Annotated in this window: 17 protein-coding genes; 8 read left to right on the forward strand and 9 right to left on the reverse strand. The window is 68.9% G+C overall.

All coding sequences use genetic code 11. The features are described 5' to 3' along the window. Nucleotides 1-170: 170 nt before the first annotated feature. Nucleotides 171-692, reverse strand: coding sequence for a VOC family protein (locus CV1CTNOD_RS18630; protein ID WP_131768188.1), 522 nt, complete (start codon nt 690-692; stop codon nt 171-173). Between the two features lie 160 nt (nt 693-852). Then, nucleotides 853-1,962 carry an amidohydrolase family protein gene (locus CV1CTNOD_RS18635; protein WP_131787303.1) on the reverse strand — a complete coding sequence of 370 codons (1,110 nt, stop codon included), beginning with the start codon at nt 1,960-1,962 and terminating at the stop codon, nt 853-855. A gap of 47 nt (nt 1,963-2,009) precedes the next feature. Here CV1CTNOD_RS18635 and CV1CTNOD_RS18640 point away from each other — a divergent pair, with 47 nt between their 5' ends. Beyond that, nucleotides 2,010-2,771, forward strand: coding sequence for a sulfite exporter TauE/SafE family protein (locus tag CV1CTNOD_RS18640; protein ID WP_131787304.1), 762 nt, complete (start codon nt 2,010-2,012; stop codon nt 2,769-2,771). A 14-nt stretch (nt 2,772-2,785) separates the two neighbouring features. Here CV1CTNOD_RS18640 and CV1CTNOD_RS18645 read toward each other — a convergent pair whose 3' ends face one another. Next, on the reverse strand, nt 2,786-3,565 hold the full coding sequence (locus CV1CTNOD_RS18645) for an SDR family NAD(P)-dependent oxidoreductase (RefSeq protein ID WP_131787305.1): 780 nt from the start codon (nt 3,563-3,565) through the stop codon (nt 2,786-2,788). A 141-nt stretch (nt 3,566-3,706) separates the two neighbouring features. On the opposite strand from CV1CTNOD_RS18645, the gene CV1CTNOD_RS18650 reads away from it, so the two are divergent. Beyond that, nucleotides 3,707-4,123: a J domain-containing protein gene (locus tag CV1CTNOD_RS18650; protein WP_347402958.1), complete on the forward strand. Its 417-nt coding sequence runs from the start codon at nt 3,707-3,709 to the stop codon at nt 4,121-4,123. Nucleotides 4,124-4,207: 84 nt separating this feature from the next. Here the strand turns inward: CV1CTNOD_RS18650 and CV1CTNOD_RS18655 are convergent, their stop codons facing one another. The 6 genes from CV1CTNOD_RS18655 to CV1CTNOD_RS18680 all read right to left on the reverse strand — a co-directional run bounded on the left by CV1CTNOD_RS18655 (nt 4,208) and on the right by CV1CTNOD_RS18680 (nt 16,464). After that, nucleotides 4,208-5,197, reverse strand: coding sequence for a ketopantoate reductase family protein (locus CV1CTNOD_RS18655; protein WP_131787307.1), 990 nt, complete (start codon nt 5,195-5,197; stop codon nt 4,208-4,210). A 192-nt stretch (nt 5,198-5,389) separates the two neighbouring features. Then, a complete protein-coding gene (locus tag CV1CTNOD_RS18660) occupies nt 5,390-7,339 on the reverse strand; it encodes a hypothetical protein (protein ID WP_131787308.1) in 1,950 nt (649 codons plus the stop codon). A 137-nt stretch (nt 7,340-7,476) separates the two neighbouring features. After that, nucleotides 7,477-10,056, reverse strand: a complete 2,580-nt coding sequence (locus CV1CTNOD_RS18665; RefSeq protein WP_131787309.1) for a bifunctional SulP family inorganic anion transporter/carbonic anhydrase — start codon at nt 10,054-10,056, stop codon at nt 7,477-7,479. Nucleotides 10,057-10,448: 392 nt separating this feature from the next. Next, nucleotides 10,449-13,124 (reverse strand): alanine--tRNA ligase, encoded by a 2,676-nt coding sequence (gene alaS / locus CV1CTNOD_RS18670; protein ID WP_131787310.1) that lies wholly within the window; start codon nt 13,122-13,124, stop codon nt 10,449-10,451. Nucleotides 13,125-13,384: 260 nt separating this feature from the next. After that, nucleotides 13,385-14,386 carry a hypothetical protein gene (locus CV1CTNOD_RS18675; RefSeq protein ID WP_131787311.1) on the reverse strand — a complete coding sequence of 334 codons (1,002 nt, stop codon included), beginning with the start codon at nt 14,384-14,386 and terminating at the stop codon, nt 13,385-13,387. 242 nt (nt 14,387-14,628) lie between these two features. Continuing rightward, a complete protein-coding gene (locus CV1CTNOD_RS18680; RefSeq protein WP_131787312.1) occupies nt 14,629-16,464 on the reverse strand; it encodes a polysaccharide biosynthesis tyrosine autokinase in 1,836 nt (611 codons plus the stop codon). A gap of 119 nt (nt 16,465-16,583) precedes the next feature. On the opposite strand from CV1CTNOD_RS18680, the gene CV1CTNOD_RS18685 reads away from it, so the two are divergent. The 6 genes from CV1CTNOD_RS18685 to CV1CTNOD_RS18710 all read left to right on the forward strand — a co-directional run bounded on the left by CV1CTNOD_RS18685 (nt 16,584) and on the right by CV1CTNOD_RS18710 (nt 23,814). Further along, nucleotides 16,584-18,524, forward strand: a complete 1,941-nt coding sequence (locus CV1CTNOD_RS18685; RefSeq protein ID WP_131787313.1) for a nucleoside-diphosphate sugar epimerase/dehydratase — start codon at nt 16,584-16,586, stop codon at nt 18,522-18,524. A gap of 117 nt (nt 18,525-18,641) precedes the next feature. After that, on the forward strand, nt 18,642-19,397 hold the full coding sequence (locus tag CV1CTNOD_RS18690; protein WP_131787314.1) for a tyrosine-protein phosphatase: 756 nt from the start codon (nt 18,642-18,644) through the stop codon (nt 19,395-19,397). Between the two features lie 202 nt (nt 19,398-19,599). After that, nucleotides 19,600-20,100, forward strand: a complete 501-nt coding sequence (locus CV1CTNOD_RS18695; RefSeq protein WP_431607137.1) for a lytic transglycosylase domain-containing protein — start codon at nt 19,600-19,602, stop codon at nt 20,098-20,100. 158 nt (nt 20,101-20,258) lie between these two features. Next, the gene (locus tag CV1CTNOD_RS18700; RefSeq protein WP_431607138.1) at nt 20,259-21,590 is read left to right on the forward strand and encodes a PucR family transcriptional regulator; all 1,332 of its coding nucleotides are present in this window, start codon (nt 20,259-20,261) and stop codon (nt 21,588-21,590) included. A gap of 290 nt (nt 21,591-21,880) precedes the next feature. After that, nucleotides 21,881-22,879 carry an ACP S-malonyltransferase gene (locus CV1CTNOD_RS18705; protein WP_131787315.1) on the forward strand — a complete coding sequence of 333 codons (999 nt, stop codon included), beginning with the start codon at nt 21,881-21,883 and terminating at the stop codon, nt 22,877-22,879. Next, complete coding sequence (locus CV1CTNOD_RS18710) at nt 22,876-23,814, forward strand: beta-ketoacyl-ACP synthase III (RefSeq protein WP_131768202.1); 939 nt, start codon at nt 22,876-22,878, stop codon at nt 23,812-23,814. The genes CV1CTNOD_RS18705 and CV1CTNOD_RS18710 overlap by 4 nt, the downstream gene beginning before the upstream one ends. Nucleotides 23,815-23,912: the final 98 nt, after the last annotated feature.

The raw sequence follows: 23,912 nt of genomic DNA on the forward strand, positions 1-23,912 counted from the left end.
ATGCGATGTGCCCTCATACGATGTGCCCTCGTACGGGACGCTCCCATGCTCCCCCATCTGTCGTCCCGCCCGCTTCACCTTAGTGGCCTGGGAGAGCCGGGCCTCCGGCAGCACGAAAGAAGCATGATCGTGCTGCCTTTGGCTCTTGGGGACGATCGAACGCTGCAGGCTCACCTGGCGCCATTGCGCGCGATCGGCGGGTGAGAATCGTCCCTGGGAGGACTCGCCCATCCCGACGTACCGCGCCGGCCGGACGGGCCCCACAGCTCGCGGATGGTCTGGAACACCCTCTGGTTGTGGCTGAACTCGATCACGTTCCCGTCCGGGTCTGTCACCGCGCAGATGTAGCCGACCGGGTCGGGCATGTCCTGCGGTTCCCAGTGCAGGCATCCCGCGGCCCTCGCCCGGCCGGCGACCGCGTCCACCTCAGCGCGGTCCGCCACCTCGATCCCGATATGCGCGAATGGCGTCATCGTCGGCTGACGGTGCCCACGCTCGGCGGTGAACTCGGCGAGGACCAGCACAAACGGATCCTGCCACTGCTGGTCGTTGGACAGCCACGCGCTCCGGCCCGCCTCGTCCTTGCGGGTCGCGACCACCACGAGCGGGGTCATCGTCGTGTAGAAGTCGATCGAGGCGTCGATGTCGCTGGAAGGAAGGGCCACGTGCGTCCACCGGGCATGTGTGAGCATCAGACAACTCCTTGTTTCCCGCCTCGTCCGCTCGGCGTGGTTCGCTCCGGACTTCTTCCCGACGTTGTTCCCGGGGACAGGGCTTTGCTCACGTCGACGGGCCGACCGCGGAAACGAATTTTTTGTCACTACCCCGACACCGGCATTATGTGACAGCGGGTCAAGGACCGTTACGTACAACCACCCGGCCGCGCATGACAACCAGCAACGGCGCGGCCAGCACCCGGACGTCCACCCGCGGGTCCTCGGAATAGACGACGAAATCCGCCGGCGCCCCCTCAGTCAGCCCGGCAAAGCCCAGCCACGCACGCGCGGCCCAGGTTGTCGCCGACAGGGCCGCCACCGGAGGCAGCCCCGCCCGCACCAACTCGACGACCTCGTCCGCGACGAGACCGTGCGCCAGCGACCCACCGGCATCCGTGCCAACGTAGATCGCGATTCCCGCCTCGTAGGCGGAGCGGACGGTGTCGTACCGGCGGGCGTGCAACGCCCGCATGTGCGCGCTGTAGGCGGGGAACTTCTCCTGCGCCGCGGCGGCGATGCCGTCGAAGGTGGCGATGTTGATCAATGTCGGCACGATGGCGACGCCGCGCTCGGCGAAGAGTGGGATCGTCTCGTCGGTGAGCCCACTCGCATGCTCGACGCAGTCGATCCCGGCCTCGACCAGGTCGGTGAGAGAGTCCTCGGCGAAGCAGTGCGCGGTGACCCGGGCGCCGGCGGCATGGGCCGCCGCGATCGCGGCCCGGACGGCCTCCCGCGGCCAGCAGGCGGAAAGATCCCCGGTGTCCCGGTCGATCCAGTCTCCAACGATCTTGACCCAGCCGTCGGCCCGGCGGGCCTGCTCGGTGACGTTGGCGGCCAGCTCGTCAGGCTCGATCTCCAGAGCGAAGTTGCGGATATACCGTTTTGTCCGGGCGAGGTGACGGCCGGCTCGGACCAGGCGGGGAAGGTCCTCACGTTCATCCACCCACCGGGTGTCCGCGGGCGAGCCCGCATCCCGGATCAGCAACGCGCCCGCGTCCCGGTCGATGCGGATCTGCCGCTCGGCGGTGTCCCGGCCGACCGCGCCGTGGGCGTCCAGCCCCACGTGGCAGTGCGCGTCCACCAGACCGGGCAGCACCCACCCCGACACCGTGTGCGCGTCGACTGCACGGGCACCGGCGGGACACTCAAACGTGATCTTCCCGTCCACGACCCACAGCCCGTCCCGGACCTCCTCGGGCCCGACCAGCACCCGGCCTGTGATCCTCAACGTCTCGGAACCAGCCACTCCACCTGTCTACTCGCACCGGGCCGCTCCGGTGAATATTGGACGCCATGGGAGTGCCAGACGCCGCGCTCGTGGCGGTTGCCGGCCTGCTGGCCGGAGCGGTGAACGCCGTGGCCGGAGGAGGAACCCTGATCGTCTTCCCGGCGCTGCTCGCCACCGGGATGCCCGCACTCACCGCGAACATCACCTCCTCGGTCGGGCTGATCACCGGATATGCCGGCGGCGCGTTCGGCTACCGCCGGGAGCTGACCGGCCAGACCGCCCGGCTGCGGGCGCTGGCCGTCCCGGCGCTGCTCGGCGGGCTGAGCGGGGCAGTCATCCTGCTGACCACCCCCGCGGGCTCCTTCCGGGTGGTCGTTCCCTACCTGGTGCTGGTGGCCTGCCTCCTGCTTGGCGTCCAACCGTGGCTGGCCACCTGGGTGACCCGCCGCCGTGCCGCCGTAACCGGCGGATCCGTGACCTGGCCGACCCGCACCGGGGTGTTCCTGGCCGGGGCCTACGGCTCCTACTTCGGTGCGGGCCTCGGCGTGCTCCTGCTCGGCGTCCTGGGCATCCTGATGCCGGACGACATCCAGCGCACGAACGCCTCCAAGACGCTGCTCTCGCTCGGAGTCAACGCGGTGGGCATCGCCGTGTTCGTCGTGAGCGCGCAGGTCTCCTGGGGGTTTGCGGCGATCCTGCTGCTGACCTCCTGCGCCGGGGGGATCCTCGGCGCGCGGGTCGCCCGGCTGCTGCCGGCCACCGCACTACGCGCGACTGTGATCACCCTTGGTGTAGTCGTCGCCGCCGTGCTCATCGCCTCCGGCTGAAAACCGGACAGGCGTCATACCACCGGTGACAGGCCACCGTCGACGTTGAGCGCGGTTCCGGTCACATAGGAGCTGCGGGGCGAGAGCAGAAAGGTCACGACGTCGGCGAACTCCTCCGCCCGGCCGACGCGGCCCAACGGTATCCGCGCGTCATGAGCCATCCGTTCGTACAACGTCCGGGTGGACGTACCGGCGGCGGTAGCCCGCCGTTCCCACTGGCCGCTTTCGACCAGACCGACCAGCAGCGCGTTGACCCGGATCCCGTGCGGGCCCCATTCGCCGGCGAGCGCCTTGGTCAGCGCCATCCCGGCAGCCCGTGACACCGAGGACGGCATCGAAGCTGCCGGAGGCGCCTTCGCCGCCGTCGCGAGCACGTTGACCACCGCCGCGGCGTCCGAGGCACGCAGATGGTCGAACACCAGCCGCGACAGCCGGATCGCCGCGAACACCTTGAGCTGCAGGTCGTCCTGCCACTCCTGGTCGGTCACGGACGCCAGCTCCCCAGCTGCGGACCTGCCGGCGTTGTTGACGATCGCGTCCACCCGGCCCCACCGACTGTGTGCCGCCTTGACGAAGCGGTCCAGCGCGGCGACGTCGGTGACGTCCGCCGGTACGGCGAGGACGTCCCCACCTGCGGCGCGCAGCTCGTCCGCGGTGAGTTTGAGCCGGGCCTCGTCCCGGGCGCAGATCGCGACCCGCGCCTGCTCGGCGGTGAGGGCGCGCGCGACGGCCGCGCCCAGCCCGTCGGAACCTCCGGTAACGAGGACGACCCGCCCGGCAAGCTGCAGATCCATGTGACCTCCGGGACCGGGTGCGAGGCGGGGTGGCTGCGGGTGGTGACCGGGTAACGGGCCGGGTAGCCCGCCTGAGTGACCTGGCCGACTGAGTGACCTGGCTGGGTAACGCCTGACCCACCGGGTATGGGATGACTTGTGGTGCCGCTATCACTCTACGACGTCCTGGGCGTGCCACCGACCGCCTCCCACGCCCAGATCGTGACCGCCTACCGGCGGGCGGCGCGACGCACCCATCCGGATGCGGGCGGTTCCGAAAGCGCCTTCCGCCTGGTCAGCATGGCATATGAGGTCCTGGGGGATACCGACCGGCGGCGTGACTACGACCGGCGCATACCCCTCAGCCCGGCCGGTGGCGTGGCGGACCGGACGGCAGATGGCGTGACGAGCCGGGCGGTCCGCCGCCGGTACCTGACGATGATGGCCGTCTGTGTCACGCTGTTCGTGCTCGCGGGCAGTGTGATCCGGTTCGTGTCGGTACCCGCGGCGCTGGCGATGATGCTCGTCGCCGCGGTCATCCCGCCCGTCGCCGCCATCATCGCCAACCGGTCCCGGTAGTGAGCTGAGAATCTGATTTACTGAGCTGAGAATCTGTTTTTCGGCTCTGAAACCACTGCGGAAAATCGGCGAAAAATTCGCTGGTCACAGGCTCGGGGCGAGTTCCACCATCCGTTCCACGTCACCCCGGTAGGACAGCAGAGAGGGCATGGGGACGTCGAGCCGCTCACCCGTGCGGACGAGATCGTCATAGATCTCGTACAGGTCCACCGGAGCATACCGGCCGTGATTCACCGAGATTCGCTGGGGCAGCTCGCCGCGGAGCATGAGCCGGACCGCCGGGGTAATGGTCGACGGTGGCAGCAGGAACGGTCGAGCATCCTGTGCTGTCCGCACGTCGGCCCCGCGCACAGCACAGATCTGCATGGCCTCACGACCGGCATGCAGGGCGTCATAAACCGCTCGATTACTACGCGTGAATGATTCGAAGCCGCAGGCGCGGGCAGCACCGCATATCCACGCGCTGATGCTCGCAAAATGCACCCACAGCCAGTGTTCCATGTTGGGATGAATCTCCGGCCGGAAACCGGCCTCCGCGAACAGCGCCACGAGACGGCCCAGGTTCTGCTCGGCGGTGTCGGTCACCGGGCTGTACAACGTGTGCCCGGACACGCTCGACCCGAGCATGATCCCGCCTTCGAGCGCACCGTCCAGGACGTTGTCGATAATGCCGCCACCGGCCCGCGGGGCGCCCAACACGTACTGATCCTTGTCCAGGTAGGCGTCTATGAAGTCAAGGCCGCGCCAGTTGTTGTTCAGAAACAACACAACCGCGGAACCGAGGTTGCGCGCCAGCGCCGGCAGGACATCCGGTGCCTGGGTGTGCCGGACCGCAAGCACGACCAGGTTGACACCGTCCGTAGGGCGCAACTCGGTGACAACGCGAGGGCGGAACCGCTCGGCGACCTCCCGACGGCGCCTGCCCCGCACGTCGAGAATCCGCAGACCGATCCCGTCGGACCAACGGGTCAGCTGTTCCGGGCGGACCAGCATGCTGACGTCATGCCCAGCCCGTGACAGCGCCCAGGCGTGCAGCGTTCCTATCGCTCCGCTGCCGAACACCACAATACGCATGCCATCCAGTATCGAGACGGGCCGGGACGTTCGTCAGAGTCGACGGCCCACCCGAAACCGGTACAAGGGCCCACCCGGACGGCGGCCTTCCCGCGAAAGACGGCCCTCCCAGCGACCGCGGCCTTCCCGCGCAAGGCCGCATGCCTTACCTCGATTTCACCGTGCTTTACCTCGATTTCACCGTGCTCTCTTTCACCCTGCCCTCAACGCGGCCTTACGAGCCGTCCGGGCAACCTTCGGATCCTGATGGTGACGGGCGATCGCCGTCAGCACGGCCGGCGCCTTGGGATGCCCGCAGCGTCCCATGTCCTCCAGCGCCGCCCGCTGCACGTCGGCGTCACCCATACTCGTGAACACGTCGACCACCTGTTCGTCCCCGGCGAGAAGGACGGTGGCGAGTTGTTCGGCGAGCATGACGGCGACATCGGTGTCCCCCAGCTCAGCCTGATCGACGACCCCGTGCTGGGCCAGCACCAACGTCGGGTACGGGCGGAACCTGTCGTCATCGCGAAGCCCCATGACCACCTCGATTCCGGCTGCCCCCATCTCCACCAGGGCGTCGAGGGTGACAACCCACTGCTGGACGTCGTCGGAACGCCGCAGCAGGGCCGTCAGCTCCGCGATGGCCTGTTGTTCCCCACGCGCGTCCGACCAGGCGCGCAGCAGGGCGTCGGCGTCTTCTTCGGAGGCTGCCGCCCCTGCCACGTGCACGACGACCTCTGCCTCCTCCCCCGCGATGTCGGCCATCACCGGGGCCTCGAAACCGGCGTCCTGGAGCATGCGGCGGGTGCCCCACCTCCCCAACGCAGTGAGCTCGGCCACCCTGTCGGCCGTTGTTTCGTCCGCCGCTTCACCGCCGGCCGTGCCACCAGCGGCCTCACCCGTGGCGGTACCACCAGCCTCACCGGCGATCATGCGGAGTGCGCCCAGTATCTCCAGCCACTGCAACATGCGCCGCAGGTCGTGCTCGACCAGCTTCTGCCAGGTTTTCCGATGCTGCTGCTGCGGGGCTTCGTCGGTCTCGTATCTCTCGCTGGCCAGATCCCAGACCAGCTCGTGGAGGTCAGCCAGCGCAACGTCGCCCCCCAGGGTGTACGCGGCGGTGAGGACGGCGCAGGCGCCCTCGTCGAACTGGTACCGCAGCATGGACTCCGTCCATCCGGACGAGCAGATGGCCAGGCCGAGCCGCGGAAAGGCCGCGAACGCCAGGCCCCACAGTTCCAGCGGACGGTCCAGCGTGGCTACGTTCTTCTTCACCGGCAGCAGCCGGCCCTTGGCGGTCCGCACCAGCCGGGCGGCCTTTGCCCACTCGACCGTGACGTTGAGGCCGTACAGCTCCTCGCTGCTCTTGGTGCGGTACACCCGATCGTGGACGACCGGGTCGACCACGTCACCGGTCCCGAGCAGCTCCACGAGCTCGCGGGCGTCGGCGAGGGTGATCCGGCCGGTCTGGGTGAGCCTGCGGCCGTCCCCCACCCAGCTCAGCAGGACGCGCAGTCGCCGCAACACTTCGCTGCCCGCTGCCGCGGCGGCCAGTTCCTCGTCGGCGGGTAGCGCGACTGCTGCCAGGCGTCGGCGCCTGGGACGCATCTGTTCCTGCCCGGTGAGGATGGCCGCCTGCAGAGCCTGCTCGGGGTCGTAGAAGACCTCCCCCGCCTGCACGTCGGTGACGAAGCACCCCACCTGCTCCTCGTTCCCGATGTCGACGCCCCGGCGTAGCATCATCATCGCCCAGTGCTTGGCCACGCCATATCGGCTCTCGTCCCCCATCGCGGCGTTGAACTCGCCGGCCAGCTCTTCCAGCGCGGCGGGCAATCCCGGATCACACCGGGGGTCGGCGAGCCCGGTCCGGGTGAGGAAGTCGAAGAACACGCGCAGTGTGGGCAGGACCGTGGCCCACTGCTCCTCCATCATTGCAATCTTCAGCGGCATCCAGCCCAGCAGGAGCTCGCGCAGGTCCGCGACCGTCCAACGGCTCAGTATCCCGTCGCCCACGGCCCACTTGTGCTCAAGGGCAACCTCGACCGCGAACGGATCAACCTCCAGGCCGCGTTCACCGGCCCATTCGTCGAACCGCCCGACGAGCCGGTCGCATGCATCACGAAAGACCAGCTCGTCCGCATCGGAGAACACCATGCGCATGCCGTCCGACCCCCTTCCGAGCCTGGCGGACGCCAGTATCCCGAATCTATTCGGGTGGACAGCTCATGACGAATCCCAGCCTGTTGACAACCACGGACTGTGCATGCTCGGTCGGCCCATGCTCGGTCGGGCTGCCTTCAGGCCGGGGTTCCGCGGCGGCGGCGGGCACGATGACCGTCGCCGAGCGTCTTGCCGGGACCCCTGGTGTGCGGCGCAGACGGCGGATGCACCGTGGCCGGGCCTGTCGTCGAGGCTGTCGGGGTCGACGTGTCCCACCTGCGGGGTGCACGGCGGCGATGCGGCGCGACCGCGGTCAACGCCTCCGACGGATCGACGAAGTAACCCGTCGTCTCGTCGAGCACCCAGGTGTACGCGGCGGAGATGTCGAAGTAGAGGCCGACGAGTTCCAGCCGGCCCTGCTCCAGTGCCCCCCGGACGGCAGGATGGCCACGCAGGTGTTCCAGCTGCTGTACGACATTCGCCCGACCCAGCTGTTCCAGGGGGGGCAGTGCCTCCGTGCCGGGCAGCGGCATACGTGACAACGCCCCGCGGGCATGGGTCAACCAACCTGCCAGCGCGGAGTCCGGATCATTGTCGATGTGACCGGACAGCAGCGCCTGCATAGCGCCGCACCCGGAGTGCCCACATACCACGATCGAGGGAACTCTCAGGACGTTGACGGCGTAGTCCAGCGCGGCCGCCACGGACAGGTCGCTGCCCCGCTCGCCGCGAACAGTCTCTCCGGACGCACCGAGCGGGACGAGATTGCCGATGTTGCGGATGGTGAAGAGGTCTCCTGGGCCGCTGCTGGTAATGATGTTCGGAACCACCCGAGAATCGGCACACGTCAGGAACAGGGCGCTGGGACGTTGCGCCTCGGCGAGCCCCCCGAGGGTGCCGCGCAGCAGCGGAGCGGCCCGGCGGTGGAACTCGGCCACACCGACCAGCATCGTGCCGACGGGATGCGCGTGATCGTCCGCGGGGCCGGCCCCGTCCGCACCTGTTCCGACCGGCTCCTGGGGATCAACCTGTGAGTCGGTGCGTGGGGCGTCGGTGTGCGCGGCGGTCAGCTCCTGCCACTGCGACCAGGGGGCGAACCAGCGGGGCAGGTGTGGGATGACGGTACGGCGTCGCTGGACCTGGCCGTTCTGGGAATGCCGGAACCAGGCGTGACCGATCTCGTCGACCGTCACGCTCCCACCGGCCCGCTCGTGTTCAGTGCACCAGGCATGCAGATGGTCGAATGCGGCGTGGTCGAGATAGTCCACCACAAGCTCGATCGACACAGGCACGCCTGAGGGGACCCTGCCGAGGACCCTCGACAGTCGGGGCAGGGACACGAAACTCAACGTTCCCTCGACCTCCACCTGCCAGATCTCACCGGAACGGACGAGGTGGATGTTGGACCACAACACCCGGCGCAGGATCAGGCCGAGCGCGGTGACCAGGCCGAGCGCGACGCCCTGAAGCAGGTCGAGAGCGACGACACCGACCAGCGTGACGACGTACACGGGCAGTTCACCGTGCCGACGCACATGGCGGAGATGGGAAATGTCGACCAACCGGATCCCCACGACCACCAGCAAACCGGCCAGGGCGGACAGTGGGATCCATTCGACCACGCCGCCGAGGAACACGGCGAACAGCAGCACCCACACACCGTGCAGGATTGCCGATGCTCGCGTTCTCGCCCCGGCGGCGACATTGGTGGAACTGCGGACGATGACACCGGTCACCGGCAGCCCGCCGGCGAGACCCGACAGGATGTTGGCCGATCCCTGACCGAACAGCTCACGGTCGAGGCTGACCGGGCGTTGCCCGGGACTGCGCGCACCGGGGAGTTTTTCCACGGCAACCGCCGACAGCAGGGATTCGACGCTCGCGACGACGGCGACGGTGAAGACAGCGACCACGATCCCGGTCCAGTCGCCTTCCGGAAACCTCGGTAGCGACACCGAGTCGAGGATCGCCCCGGGCAGATCGACACGGGGCAGGTCGAGGTGGAGCGCGGCAGCGACGGCGGTCCCGAAGGTAACCGCGGCCAGCGGCGCGGGAATCGCTCGCAGATGCCTGGGCAGCATCCTGACCAGCCGGGGCCACAACAGAATGATCGTAATCGTCACGACACCGACCAGCGTCGCGGCGTCATGGTTGTTGATGATCCGTTCGGGCAGAGTCGCGATATTGTCCAGAGCGTGACTTTCCGGCTCACCTCCGAGCACGACGTGCAGCTGCCCGAAGACGATGGTCAGCCCGATACCACCGAGCATGCCGTGCACGATCGCGGGTGAGACGGCGACCGCCGCACGAGCGATGCGGCTCACCGCGAACAGGATCTGCACCACACCCGCGGCAGCGGTCACCGCGCAGGTGACCCGCCATCCGTAGCTGGAGACCAGGCCCGCGATGATGACCGTCAGCCCCGCCGCGGGCCCGCTGACCTGCAACGGCGCACCGCCCAACGAGCCGGCGACGATCCCACCGACCACGGCGGCGATGAGACCGGCGGCGATCGGCGCGCCGGAGGCGACCGCGATACCCAGCGACAGGGGCATCGCAACCAGGAACACCACCAGGGACGCCTGCAGGTCGGGCCGGAAGGCCGCGAGCGGGCGTCGGCGGGCCCGATCGCGAGCGGCACCGTCCGGTGCGCCGGGCGGCGAGTGGCTGTGCTGTGACGACGAAGGTACTGGTGATGGGACGTGTGGGACTGCCACACCGTGCTCCTCGGGGTCGGATCGGCACCGGACAGGGTGTCGCGATGGAGACGCTTCGCAGGGGTCGCGAAAGACGACCGTGCCTATAACGAAGCCGACCCATAGGCGTTGTCCGCCCGCATCCGACCGCCAGTCCGAGTCCTGTTGGTGATGGGTCCTGCCGCCAGCAGGGCCCATCACGTGCAGTAACTATGTGAACCATCCTGAAGAACGAAGGAGGCTCGATCCGAGTTTCCGGGTGTGACCTTTAGCTCAGAAGGGACAAACCGCCCGGCAGCCGCAAAGCGGATGGTTGGCCGCGAGGCGCCGCCGGGACGTTGCAAGCCGAGCGGTCCCGCACCTGGGCTGCCAGCCCGCCGCGTCAAGCCGGGCGTGTCAGGCTGCCTGACGCCTCAGGCAGCCGCCCGCTGCGCCACTGTTCGCCGGACGGAGACGAGCGCGTCCGCGATCGCGTCCGGGTTGGCGCCACCGCCCTGAGCAAGATCGTCCTTGCCGCCGCCCCCACCACCGAGAATCTTCGCGGCGCCACGGACGAGCTCCCCGGCCCTGACTCCTCGGTCCCGCGCCGGGCCACTCGTGGCCACCACGATGACCGGGCGTCCGCTCACCGCGGCCGCGACCGCGACGACAACCGGGCGCTCCACCGGAAGCCGGCCGCGGATGTCGAGGACGAGTTTGCGCAGGTCGTCCGCTGAGGTGCCGTCAGGAGCCCGATGGGTGACCAGCGCAACCCCACCGACGTCCTCGGCGGCCTGGGCGAGATCGCCCGCCACGGCCAGCACCTCCGCGGCCCGCAGCTTCTCCAGTTCCTTCTCGACCTCCCGAAGCCGGCCCAGCACCTGGGACAGCCGCTCGGGCACGTCGGCCCGCGGAGCCTTGAGCACATCGGTGACCTGCGAGACGAGCACGGCCTCCCGGGCCAGGTAGCGGTAGGCGTCCAGGCCGACAAGGGCCTCCACCCGCCGCACTCCCGCCCCGACCGAGGACTCCCCCAGCAGCTTGACCAGGCCGAGCTGCCCCGAACGGCGCACATGCGTGCCACCGCAGAGCTCGCGGGAGTAGTCACCGATCGAGACGACCCGGACCCGGTCGCCGTACTTCTCGCCGAACATGGCGATCGCGCCGGTCCGGCGCGCCTGGTCGATGTCCATGACCTCGGCGTGGACGTCGAGATCCTCGATCAGCACCTGGTTGATCGTCTCCTCCACGTCGGCGAGTACCGAAACCGGCACCGCAGCCGTGGAGGAGAAGTCGAAGCGGAACCGGCCGGGGGAGTTCTCCGAACCGGCCTGCGCGGCAGTCGGGCCGAGCGCGTCCCGCAGGGCCTGGTGGGTCAGGTGCGTGGCGCTGTGGGAGCGCGAGATCGCCGCTCGCCGGGCCGGATCGATCTCCGCCTGGACGCCCGCGCCGGGGGTGACTCCCCCCGTCCGCACCCGACCGCGGTGGACGATCAGCTCGGGCAGTGGCTTCTGCACATCGAAGATCTCGATTTCGGTACCGTCGGCGAGCCGGACGACGCCAGCGTCGGCGAGCTGACCACCGCCCTCGGCGTAAAACGGCGTCCGGTCGAGCACGATCTCGACATCGTCACCCTGGGTGGCTTCGCGAGCCAGCGCGCCACCGACCAGCAACCCACGCACGCGCGCTTCCTCGACGGTGCTGTCGTATCCGGTGAACACCGACGGACCGGCCGCCTCCAGCACGTCCCGGTATGCCGAGGTGTCGACGTGCCCGGTCTTCTTGGCGCGGGCGTCGGCCTTGGCGCGTTGCCGCTGCTCCCCCATGAGCCGGCGAAAACCCTCCTCGTCGACGGTCAGGCCCGCTTCGGCCGCCATCTCCAGGGTGAGGTCGACCGGGAAACCATAGGTGTCGTGGAGCTGGAACACCCGCGCACCGGCAAGGACGCTCCCGCCGGCCTTCTTCGTCTCGCTCGCGGCCAGGTCGAAGATGGACGTCCCGGTGCGCAGCGTCTGGAGGAACGCCGCCTCCTCGGCGGTGGCGACCGAGTCGATCCGGACGCGGTCGGTGACAAGCTCCGGATACTGCGGGCCCATCGCCTCGATGGTGGCCGCAACCATCTCGTGCATGGTCGCGTCATGGGCACCGAGCAGGCGCATGTTGCGGATAGCGCGGCGCATCATCCGGCGCAGCACGTAGCCGCGTCCCTCGTTGCTGGGAAGCACACCGTCACCGATGAGCATCACCGAGGTACGCACATGGTCGGCGACCACCCGCAGTGACACGTCCGAGCGGTGCTCGGCACCGTAGCGGGCACCGGTCAGCGCGGACGCCCGGTCGAGGACCAGCCGCGAGGTGTCGATCTCGTAGAGGTTGTCGACGCCCTGCAGGATGGCCGCGAGCCGCTCCAGCCCGAGCCCGGTGTCGATGTTCTTCGACGGCAGGTCGCCGAGGATCGGGTAATCCTTCTTCGAGGAACCCTCCCCGCGGATGTACTGCATGAAGACGAGATTCCAGATTTCCAGGTAACGCTCGCCGTTCACCGCGGGGCCGCCTTCGGCACCGAATTCCGGCCCGCGGTCGTAGTTGATTTCGGAACAGGGCCCGCACGGACCCGGCACGCCCATCGACCAGAAGTTGTCCTCCATGCCCAGGCGCTGGATACGCCCGGCGGGCACGCCGACCTTGGACTGCCAGATGTCGGCCGTCTCGTCGTCGTCGAGGTACACGGTCACCCACAGCCGGCTGTCGTCCAGGCCGTATCCGCCGTCCGCCACGGGGGTGGTGAGCAGTTCCCACGCCAGCGGGATCACGGTCTCCTTGAAATAGTCCCCGAAGGAGAAGTTCCCGCACATCTGAAAGAAGGAACCGTGCCGGGTCGTGCGGCCGACCTCTTCGATGTCGGTGGTCCGCACACACTTCTGGATACTGGCGGCACGGGTGTACGGCGGACGGACCTCGCCGAGGAAATACGGCTTGAACGGGACCATCCCGGCGTTCACAAGCAGCAGGGTGGGGTCGTCCGCAATGAGGGAAGCCGACGGAACAACCGTGTGACCCCGGTCGGCAAAATAGCGGAGCCAACGGCTCGCGATCTCAGCGGACTTCATTCCAGCCTTCCTGCCCGGCAGACGACGGTCCATCAGCGCATGATGCGGATGCCAGGGAGGGCAGCCGTGCGCCGATGGCCCATCGTAGCCAGCCGACCGGACAGGACACGATCCGTCGGTCCGCCCGCGCCCGCCGAGATCAGCTGCGGAAGAAGACCGAAGGCAGCGCAATCATGCTTCTTTCGCGCTGCCGGGGCCCCAGGTCCCCAGGTCACTATGAGAGCCACCTGGCACATCCGCGCGCAGGAAGCCCCACTCGGTCAGAGCTCCTCGGGTGTCGCTCCCGACCTGCGGCGACGAGCCGCGACCCGCAGGATCACACCACCGCCGACGAGAGCCACGGCGATCGCAGCCATCGCGCCGGTCTCGGCGCCGGTGAAGGGCAGCCCATCGGTCTCGGGATACTCCTGGTCAGCCTTTTGGGGACCCTCCTGGTCAACGCCCCCGGGATCATTCCCGCCACCGGGCTGCACACCGGTCACAGGCTGCCCCACGAGGGAGCCGCCATCACCGCCAGTACCGCCGTCACCACCAGTACCGCCGCCGCCAGTACCGCCGCCAGTACCGCCGCCGCCGGTGTCGCCACCGCCAGTACCGCCGCCGCCGGTGTCGCCACCGCCGGTGTCGCCGTCACCACCGGCACCGTTGATACCGCTTATACCGAAGCCGACGCCGATACCGCCGCCGGCACCGCCTTCGCCGGTAGCACCAGCGCTGGCACCACCGTCGCCGCTCCAACCGCCGACGGCTATGCCGACACCCGTGCCGCTGCGGTCACCATCAGTGGACGGATCGGTCACGGTCACGGCCACGGCCACCGTGCGCTGCGCCACTTTGCCGGACACGGCTGCGGCATCCTGCGCCCCTGCGGGGAGAGCCGTTCCGATCGAACCGGTGCTGGCCGCCGACCCGGGCGCTGTCACCGGCACGAGCCGCGGGCCCGAGCCGGTAAGGGCATAGATGCCGGGCGCGGTGAAAGACGGCAGCTGCAGACTGAAGTTCCCCTGATCGTCAGCTGTGACCGTACCGGCTGTGTTGCCGTTCACCCGTATGGTGACGATGCCACCCGGCGCGAAACCGCATCCGCCGAGGAGCACCGACTGGCCAACAGGTATCGACGTCGCGCTGATCGTGGCTGTGCCGACCGGCCCAAAGCGGTCGACCGGTGGATTGGCCTGGGCGGCGACCACCGGGCCCAACGTCATGCCCAGCGCCAGCCCGCCCCCTACGAGCAGCGCGACTCCGAACGTGCGAAACCTCATGGAAGCACTCCCCCTGCCCGGATTCCGGACAAGCTTGTTGACACGCGAATACGAAGAGTATACGAAATATCGCTCTCCGTGTCTACGACATTGGGTGTCCAGTCGGTTTCTTCCGCCGAGCAGCGTCACGACCACAGGTAGCGGACATTTCTCGACGGACGGGTCCGCTCATCACAGGTCCACCCACCACCGTCCGAGGCCGAGCACGGCCGGACGCCGGCAGACCCATCGCGACACCGGTGTCATCGACCGCGCTTACGCCGGTGGGAACCGGCTGTCCTCGCGTTGAACGTCAACGGCGTTGTCATGTCGTTCGCCCGTCCGTCGGCAAGGTCCGCGGCAAACTCGGCGGTCGGATCGGTTTCGGCCGCAGCCGCGGTCGAACTGCCGGCGCGGGAACCGCTGTGGCGCGCATCCGCGCGGTCGACGCCGCCATCGCGATGGACACCGCCGGGTTCGCCCTGCGAATCCTGCGAACTTATCGTGGCGTTGTCGCGCTCACCGGTGAATTCACTGTCGAACTCACCGTCGTACGGTTGATGCTGGGCCGCGATCGTGACACCGCCGCCAGCGGAACCGGTAATCCCGCCGGCGGAGCCGGAGCCCCGCGACCCAGCCGTGAGTTCGACCTGCGAACGGTCGGACCGGGCCGTGGCCGGGGTGAGCACCGAATGGTCCGCAAGGGCCCAGGGCAGGGCCGTCCTGTCGGTCTGGGCATAGTCGCCATAGGCACGATAGCCGTAGTAGGCGGCGTCCGATCCCTTGATCGGAATCATGTTGAGAGCCGTTCCCAGCATCCGGGCCTCGACCAGCCGCAGCGAGTCGGCTGCCTTGACCAGCTGCTCGCGCCGGGTCCGACCGGCACGGACGACCAGTACGGTGCCGTCGACCTGCGCGGCGAGCACGGCCGCGTCAGTCACCGGGAGCAGTGGTGGCGCGTCGATCAGGACGAAGTCGAAACGGCTGGACAGCTCGCCGAGCAGATCGCTCATCCCCCGGGATCCGAGCAGCTCACTGGGATTCGGTGGCAGTGGCCCGCTGGGCAGCACATGGAGCCGGCCGCTCTCGTCGCCCCAGGGCAGGAGCACGTCCTCGAGATCGGCAGAGCCGATCAGTACGGAGGTGAGACCGGCCGCCGTCTCGATCCCGAGATACTCCCCGAAGGACGGTCTGCGCAGGTCGCCCTCGACCAGCGCCACCCGGGCGCCGGTCTGCGCGAGGGTGATGGCCAGACGACAGATCGTCGTCGTCTTGCCCTCGGCAGGCATCGAGCTGGAGACCAGGATGGAACGCGGCGGCGCGTCCACGTCGACGAAGCGCAGGTTGGTCCTCAGCTGCCGGAACGCCTCGGCGCTTGCCGACTGCCCGCCCATATCCACGACCAGGGGATGCTGTGCGCTGGTCGTGTCGAAAGCGATCGTGCCCAGGGTCGCCAGCCCGGTCGCCGCTGTGATGTCGGCAGCGGTCACGACCCTGGTGTCGAGTCGATGTCGCACCACCGCCACGGCGACGCTGACGATCAGGCCGAACAGCACGCCGAACGCGACAGCCCGCACGGGCTGCGGCGATACCGGCCTGGTCGGCATCTTCGCCTTCTCCCACACGTTCACCCGAACCAGGGGTGCCTTGTCGGGAGACGGGGTCTCGATCTGCGCGATGGCCTGGGAGAAGACCTCACCGACCGTGTCGGCGATCAACTGGGCGCGGCGGGGATCGGTGTCGGTGACCACGGCGCGCAGCAGGACGGTATCAGGGACGGTCTGGGTCTGGATGTGGCCGCGCAGGATCTGTGGACTCTCGTTGAGGCCGAGCTTGTCGACGACAGCCGCGGCGACCCGTTCACTGGCCACCAGATCGGCGTAGGACTTGACTCGCTGTTGGGACAGCAGGCCGCCTTGGTAGGCCGCTGCGGCGCTGTCGGTGGTGTCGGACGACGAGACGACCATGGTCGTGACGGCGGCGAAGGCCGGCGTCTGGCGCCATGAGATGGCCGCCGCGAACAAGCCACCGAGCAGGACGCAAACCACAATGAGCGGCCATCCTCGGCGTAGTGCCTTGACATACTCCCGAAGTTCCACCAGTAGACCAACCCTCCCCCGGGGGATGCATCCCGGTCACCATATCAGCACTCTGCGCAACCAACATACTCGATGTACATCTGTACACTCACCATCTGTAGTTATTACTCTATGGAGTCATGCATGAGCAGAAGGTTGCTGACGGGCAAGGACCCGCGCAGTTGATATCGGGCAGCCGACCGGCGTCAGGCGGCCGGCTGTCGCGGATGGAGCTCCGGCGGCACGTCGGCCTGCAGATCGGGATCGACGCGGTCTGCCTGGCGATCGGACTCGGCGCCGCCTACCTCGGCCGCTTCAGCCTCTCCCCGTTAACCGACACCGGATTCTGGATGATCACGGTAGTTGCGGTCTGCCTGCTGTACTTCGTCGGCACGGCCCTGCACCTCTACCTGGGCCGCTACCGTTTCGGCGGCTTCGACGAGGTGCTGGCGCTGCTCTGCTCGGTCGTGCTCACGACGATCGGGACCATCGTCGTCGACGTCACCTTCGGCCGTTCCGGACGGATGCCGGCGGGCATGCTCCCGCTGGCGGGCGCGGTCGGACTCGTCCTGATGTTCGGCGTCCGATACCTGTGGCGGCTGACCGGGGAACGCCGCCGGCGGCAGCAGCGCACCGGCAGCGAACCGATCATCGTCTTCGGCGCGGGTGAGGGCGCTGACCGGGTACTGGCATCGATGCTGCGCACCCCGGACAGCCCCTATGCGCCCGTGGCTCTGCTCGACGACGATCCACACACCTGGAACCTGGCCCTGGGCGGCGTGCGGGTACGCGGTGGTCGCGAGGCCATCGCCACGGTCGCCCGCCAGACCGGCGCGCGCACCCTGCTGGTGGCGATCCCCAGCGCCGACGCCGCACTGCTGCGGGAGATCACCACTGTCGCCGAGAACGCCGGCCTCCTCGTCAAGGTGCTCCCCCGCGTCGTGGACCTCATCGACGGGCGGGTCGACGTCCGTGACATCCGTGACCTCGACCTCACCGACCTGCTGGGACGCTGCCAGATCCAGACCGACGTCGGGTCGGTGGCCGGCTACGTCACCGGCCGGCGGGTGCTGGTCACCGGGGCCGGCGGCTCGATCGGTTCGGAGCTGTGCCGGCAGCTGTATCGCTACCACCCCCAAGAACTGATCATGCTGGACCGGGACGAGTCCGCGTTGCGGGCCGTCCAGATATCCATCCACGGTCAGGCGATCGCCGACGACGAAACGGTGGTGCTGTGCGACATCCGGGACGTCGAGGGCGTCAACGCCGTGTTCACCCGGTACCGGCCACAGGTGGTCTTCCATGCTGCCGCGCTGAAACATCTGCCCCTGCTGGAACGCTTCCCCGGCGAGTCCGTCAAGACCAACGTGTGGGGGACGATGACCGTCCTGGACGCCGCCGTGTCGGTGGGCGTCGAACGGTTCGTCAACATCTCCACGGACAAGGCTGCGAACCCGACCAGCGTCCTGGGCTATTCCAAGCGGATCACCGAGCGCCTGACCGCCAGCGTGCCCGCGGACGCCCGGCGCGGGGTCTTCGTCAGCGTGCGGTTCGGCAACGTCCTGGGCAGCCAGGGCTCCGTGCTGAGGGTGTTCGCCAGCCAGCTGGCCGCGGGCGGGCCGCTGACGGTCACGCACCCGGACGTCACCCGCTACTTCATGACCGTCGAAGAGGCGGTGGAACTCGTCGTCCAGGCCGGGGCGCTGGGCGGGAACGGGGACGTTCTCGTCCTCGACATGGGCCAACCGGTGCGGATCGCCGACGTTGCCAGACGGCTCGCGACCCGCGGCTCACGGCCCGTCGAAGTGGTCTACACCGGGCTCAGCCCCGGGGAGAAACTGCACGAGGATCTCTTCGACGACGACGAGCGCGACATCCGCCGCCACCATCCCCTGATCTCCTACGTGTCCGCGCCGGCGATCGATCGGCAGCACGTCCTCGCCCTCGCTCCCTGGGGAGATCCCGAGACGACCCGCGCAGCGCTGTGTCGGCTCGCCCAGCCGCACACGGCCCGGCCGCGCCCGGCGGCAGCCCGGATAGGAGCGGCGGAAGCACCGAGCGTGGTCGGCAACGACCACTGACCAGCACCAGCCGGCGGGCACCAGCCGCGTCCACCCGGACGGGTACCAGACGGCCGCGGCAGGGCGGATGAGGCATTCACCACTCCGGGGGACGCCTCCAGTGGCTATGGTCAGCGGGTGGATCGCTGGTTCAACCTCGTCGGCGCCGACAATGTCCGGGATCTCGGCGGGCTCCCGACCACGAACGGACGGCTGACCCGGTCGGGACGGCTGCTGCGCAGCGACACCGTCCAGGAGCTGACCAAGGACGATGTCGTCGCGTTACGTAACGACTATGGCCTGCGCACAGTCATCGATCTTCGCACCGGGGCGGAAATCGCCCGGGAGGGCCGCGGCCTGCTGGCGAACGAGGACATCGTCTACCACAATCTGTCGTTCATCCCCGGCGAGTTCGTGATGGCCGACGACCCGCGGTACCCCCTCATCGTCGCCGACCGCGCCTCGCAGGACCGGGTCGAGCACTACCTCGACTACCTGCGCAAGGCGCCCGACGCGGTGGCCGGCGCCCTGCGGCTGCTCGCGGGCCCCGGCTGCCTGCCGGCGCTGTTCCACTGTGCCGCGGGCAAGGACCGCACGGGTGTGCTGGCCGCTGTCGTACTCGACATCGCCGGGGTCGAACGGGATGCGGTCATCGCCGACTACGTCGCGAGCAACGAGCGGATCGACCGGGTGGATCTCCGGCTGGCCAGGCGGCCCACCTACGACCGGGCCCGAAGTATGGCCAGGACGGACGGCATGAGCTGCCGGCCGGAAGTCATCAGCCGCTTCCTCATCGCGATCGACGACACGTGGGGCGGCGCGGCCGGATGGGCCCGCCACGCCGGCGTGTCCGACGTCGCACTTCGGTCGCTGCGCGCCAACCTGATCGACTGAGCCGGGTACCGGATATCCCGTGCGAACCGCTGACACCAGCCGATGTGACCGGGTCCATACGGTTGCCTACGCTACCCAGCACAATGGGGTGGTGGACGCGACACCGCCTCGTCGACCCGCCCGACCCGCCCGGCCCGGGCGCACACACGGGGCGTCCCGGCAGCATCCGTCACAGGGCGTCACGCCGATACTGATCTTGTTTGTGGCCACGGCCTTCCTGACCACGACCCTCACCGGCTGCGGGGACGGCATTTCCCGGTCGGCGTCGAAAGTCCCGCCCAACCTGATCCCCCTCTTCCAGAATGCCGCCACGGTCTACGGCGTCCTCAGCGCGGCCCAGCTCGCGGCCCAGGCACGGGTGGAGAGCAAGTTCAACCGTGATGCGGTGTCCCGTGCGGGTGCCCGCGGCATGATGCAGTTCCTGCCCGACACCTGGAAACAGTTCGGTGTGGACGGCAATGCCGACGGCGCGGTCAACCCGCTGGACCCGGCGGACGCTATCCTGTCCGCCGCGCGCTATGACGCTCATCTGGCCCAACTCGTCCAGAAACTGCCCGGCGACCGCGTCTCGCTGATCCTTGCCGCCTATAATGCAGGGCCCGCGGCCGTCCGCGATGCCGGCGGAGTTCCCGACTTCGCCGAGACGCGGGCATATGTCGCAAACGTCCACAACTGGACCAGCCGATTCAACAACCAGTTCTAGACACGCGACGGCAGCTCCTTTCGCGTTGTCCGGAGCCCCGAGAAACCCGATGGAGAAGAAGACATGACCGACGATGGTGGACGGCGGCCGAGCGTTGGCCCAGCGGCCGAGCATCGGCCGCTGTGCGACGCGGCCGGGGTTCGGCCGCTACACAACCGGTGACGCGACCGCTGTCGGGCGTCGACGCCGGCGTCACCTCGAACCCGGCGGCTGACTCCCCGGCCGAGCGACACCTGGGTCCGGCGACAAGCCCCGCGGTGGGTCCGGCGGTGAGTCCGGCCGCTGTCGACCCGGCGACCGAGGAGGCCATCCGGCGGATCGAACGATCCAGCGGAATGCTCGCCAGCCGCGCGGTGACACGCATGCACGACGTCCTGCCCTGGTTCGCGCCCATGTCGGCCCGCCATCGGGCCGACATCCAGCTGGTGGTGCAGGCCGGGATCTCCTCGTTCGTGGAGTGGTGCCGGCGTCCCCAGCACGCCCGGGAACTGTCCGGGGACGTGTTCAGGGTCGCCCCCCGCGATCTCGTCCGGGCCGTCACCTTCCGCCGTCTGGTCGAACTGGTGCGGGTGGCGGTCGAGGCGATCGAGGCCGAGGTACCCGCCCTGGCCGGTCCCGACCACGAACAACGGCTCCTCGCCGACGTGCTGCGCTATTCCCGCGACATCGCCTTCGCCGGGGCGGTCGTCTACGCCCGCGCCGCCGAGGAGCGGGGCGCATGGGACGCCCGCCTTGAGGCGCTCGTGGTGGACCATGTCGTACGCGGCGAGGTCGAGCGGGCGCTGCCGTCACGGGCTGCGGCGCTGGGATGGCGCAACCCGCCCGCCGTCGCGGTGATCGTCGGAGACACCCCGGACCACTCCCCCGAAGTGGTCGTCGACCAGGTTCACCGCCTCGGGCGCGGGGCCGGTCTGGAAGTGCTCACCGGCGTCCACCACGAACGGCTGGTCGTCATCGTCGGTGGGGACTTCGCGACCGAGCCGGCGCCGCGGTCGACCCGGCCCGGCGCCGCCGGGTCCGGGCGCGCCCTGCTCGACGCCGTCGAAGCCCTGCTGCCGGCCTGCGGACCCGGGCCAGTCGTCATCGGCCCGGTCGCCTCCGACCTGGCCGCGGCTGCGGCCTCGGCACACGCGGCGCTGGCGGCCGCCGACGTCGTCGCGGCGTGGCCAACTGCTCCGCGTCCGGTGACCGCGCAGGCGCTCCTGCCGGAACGGGCGCTCGCCGGTGACATCGGGGCACGCCGCGCCCTGATCGAGGACGTGTACACGCCCCTGCGGGAGGCGGGGACACCGCTGCTGGCGACGGTGGGCGCCTACCTCGACTTCGGCGCCTCGCTGGAGGCCACGGCCCGGGCCCTGTACCTGCATCCCAACACGGTCCGTTACCGACTTCGCAAGGCTGCCGACGCCTGCGGGCTCGATCCGACCGACCATCGTGAACGGTTCACCCTGCACGTGGCGCTCATCCTGGGCCGGCTCGCCACGGTGTGATCGCCCGCGCGACCATTTGACTGATCGCTTTTATGATCGTCGACTGATCGCTTTTATGATCGATCACGACCACCATCGATCACGACCACCGCGGGTTCACCCGCTCCGGCCGGGCGGGACGTGTTGCCGCTACTTGTCGCCCCTGTCACTGGATTCCCCTCCGGCATGGTGATGGGCAATAAAGATGTGGGACGACCGAATCACTTTGTAGAGATCCCACAATGAGCCGACGACACAACGGTGAGTACTCGCCAGCGACAGCCAGCGGCTCGGAAGGGTTAAGTAGTCCGGTGCTCGCTATCCTCGCGCCAGGTCAAGGTGCCCAGACTCCAGGTCAACTGCAACCCTGGCTTGAGATCGGCGGTGTCGAGCCACGGTTGCGATGGTGGTCGGCGGCAGTCGGAATCGACCTTGTGGACGTCGGCTGCAACGGCTCCGCGGAGACGATCCGCGACACCGCCGTCGCCCAACCGCTGATCGTCGCGACCGGTCTTGTCGCCGCGGAACAGCTTCCCGTCCCCCGGACGGGAAATGTTCTCGTCGCCGGTCACAGTGTGGGTGAAATCACCGCTTCCGTACTGGCCGGTACCCTCGACGCCGAAAGCGCACTGGTGTTCGTCGCATTGCGCGGACGCGCAATGGCCGAAGCCGCGGGGCGTACCCCCACCGGTATGACCGCGGTTCTCGGTGGCGAGCCGGACGACGTCACCGAACATCTCCGGCGGCTGGACCTGACCGCCGCGAACCGCAACGGCGCCGGGCAGATCGTCGCGGCCGGTTCCCTCGAGTCACTGGCCCGTCTCGCCGAGGACCCGCCGCCCCGTACCCGGCTGCGCTCACTGTCCGTGGCGGGCGCCTTCCACACCCACTTCATGCAGCCCGCGCGCGAGCAGCTCGCCGGGATCGCCCCGGGACTGCGCCCGCGGACGCCCGCCGTGGCACAGCTGTCCAACGCGGATGGTACTGTCGTCCGCAGTGGCCCCGACCTGGTCCAGCGCCTCGTCGACCAGGTCGCCGCACCGGTCCGGTGGGACCTGTGCCTGGCACGGATGCGCGATCTCGGGGTAACCGCCGTTCTGGAGCTACCACCCGCTGGAACGCTGGCAGGCATAGCCAAAAGGGAGCTCACCGGCGTGCAGATCCTCGCTCTGAAGACACCGGATGACCTGCCCGCAGCCCGTGAACTGATCGCCCGCCACACGGACACGCCGACTGACGGCGGCCAGGAGGGCACTACCGACGCCCAGGCGGCGTCCACCGGTACCAGGCTTGTCGGAGTGACACGGTGAGCGGCTCCCGGCTGATGGGGATCGGAACCTACCGTCCCGCACGCCTGGTGACCAACGACGACCTGGCCAAGCGCGTCGCGACATCCGACGAATGGGTCCGGTCGCGGACCGGCATCGCCACCCGCCGCATCGCCGACGCCGACGAAACCATCGTCGCGATGGGATCCATGGCCGCGGAAAAGGCACTTGCCGCGGCCGGTATCGACCCCACCGACCTCGACATGGTGCTGCTCGCGACCTGCACGAACCCGTCCCAGATCCCGGGTTCCGGGCCGCAGATCGCACACCGTCTGGGCGCCGTGCACGCGGGCGCGCTCGACATCAACGCCGGCTGCGCCGGTTTCTCGTACGCCCTGTCGGTGGCATCGGACATGGTCCGGGTGGGAAGCGCCCGGCACGTCCTGGTGGTGGCCGCCGAGCGGCTTTCTGACTATACCGACTGGGACGACCGCACCACCTGCATACTGCTTGCCGACGGAGCCGGTGCCGCGGTGGTCGGGCCCGCCCCGAACCAGGAGATCGGACCGGCGGTCTGGGGACACGACGGTGGAAAGGCCGGCGCCATCCGGGTTCCCGGATATGGTGACAACCTGTTCCGCATGGAAGGCCAGACCGTGTTCCGTTGGGCCATCACCCTGACACCGACGGTCCGGCGCGCATGCGAACTCGCCGGTGTCGAGCCCGCCGAACTCGCCGCTGTCGTCCCGCACCAGGCCAATCTCCGGATAATCGACGTATTGGTGTCCGGCATCGGTGCCACAAACGCTGTGGTCGCCCGGGACGTGGTTGACTCCGGCAACACCTCGGCAGCCAGCATCCCGCTGGCATTCAGCCGGATTCTCGACGGCGGCCAACTGCGACCGGGCGACCCCGTCCTGCTGTTCGGTTTCGGCGCCGGCCTGACCTACTGCGGTCAGGTCGTGCGTTGCCCATAGGATTCATCTCACCGGCCGAGGGCGGCACGAACGTGGTTGTTCGCGTCTTCCGGAGGTCTTCACGGAAACCAGGCGGCTGATGGTGGCGCGAGCATGAC

This window comes from Protofrankia symbiont of Coriaria ruscifolia, assembly GCF_900634745.1.
In the GTDB taxonomy this organism is placed as follows: domain Bacteria; phylum Actinomycetota; class Actinomycetes; order Frankiales; family Frankiaceae; genus Protofrankia; species Protofrankia californiensis.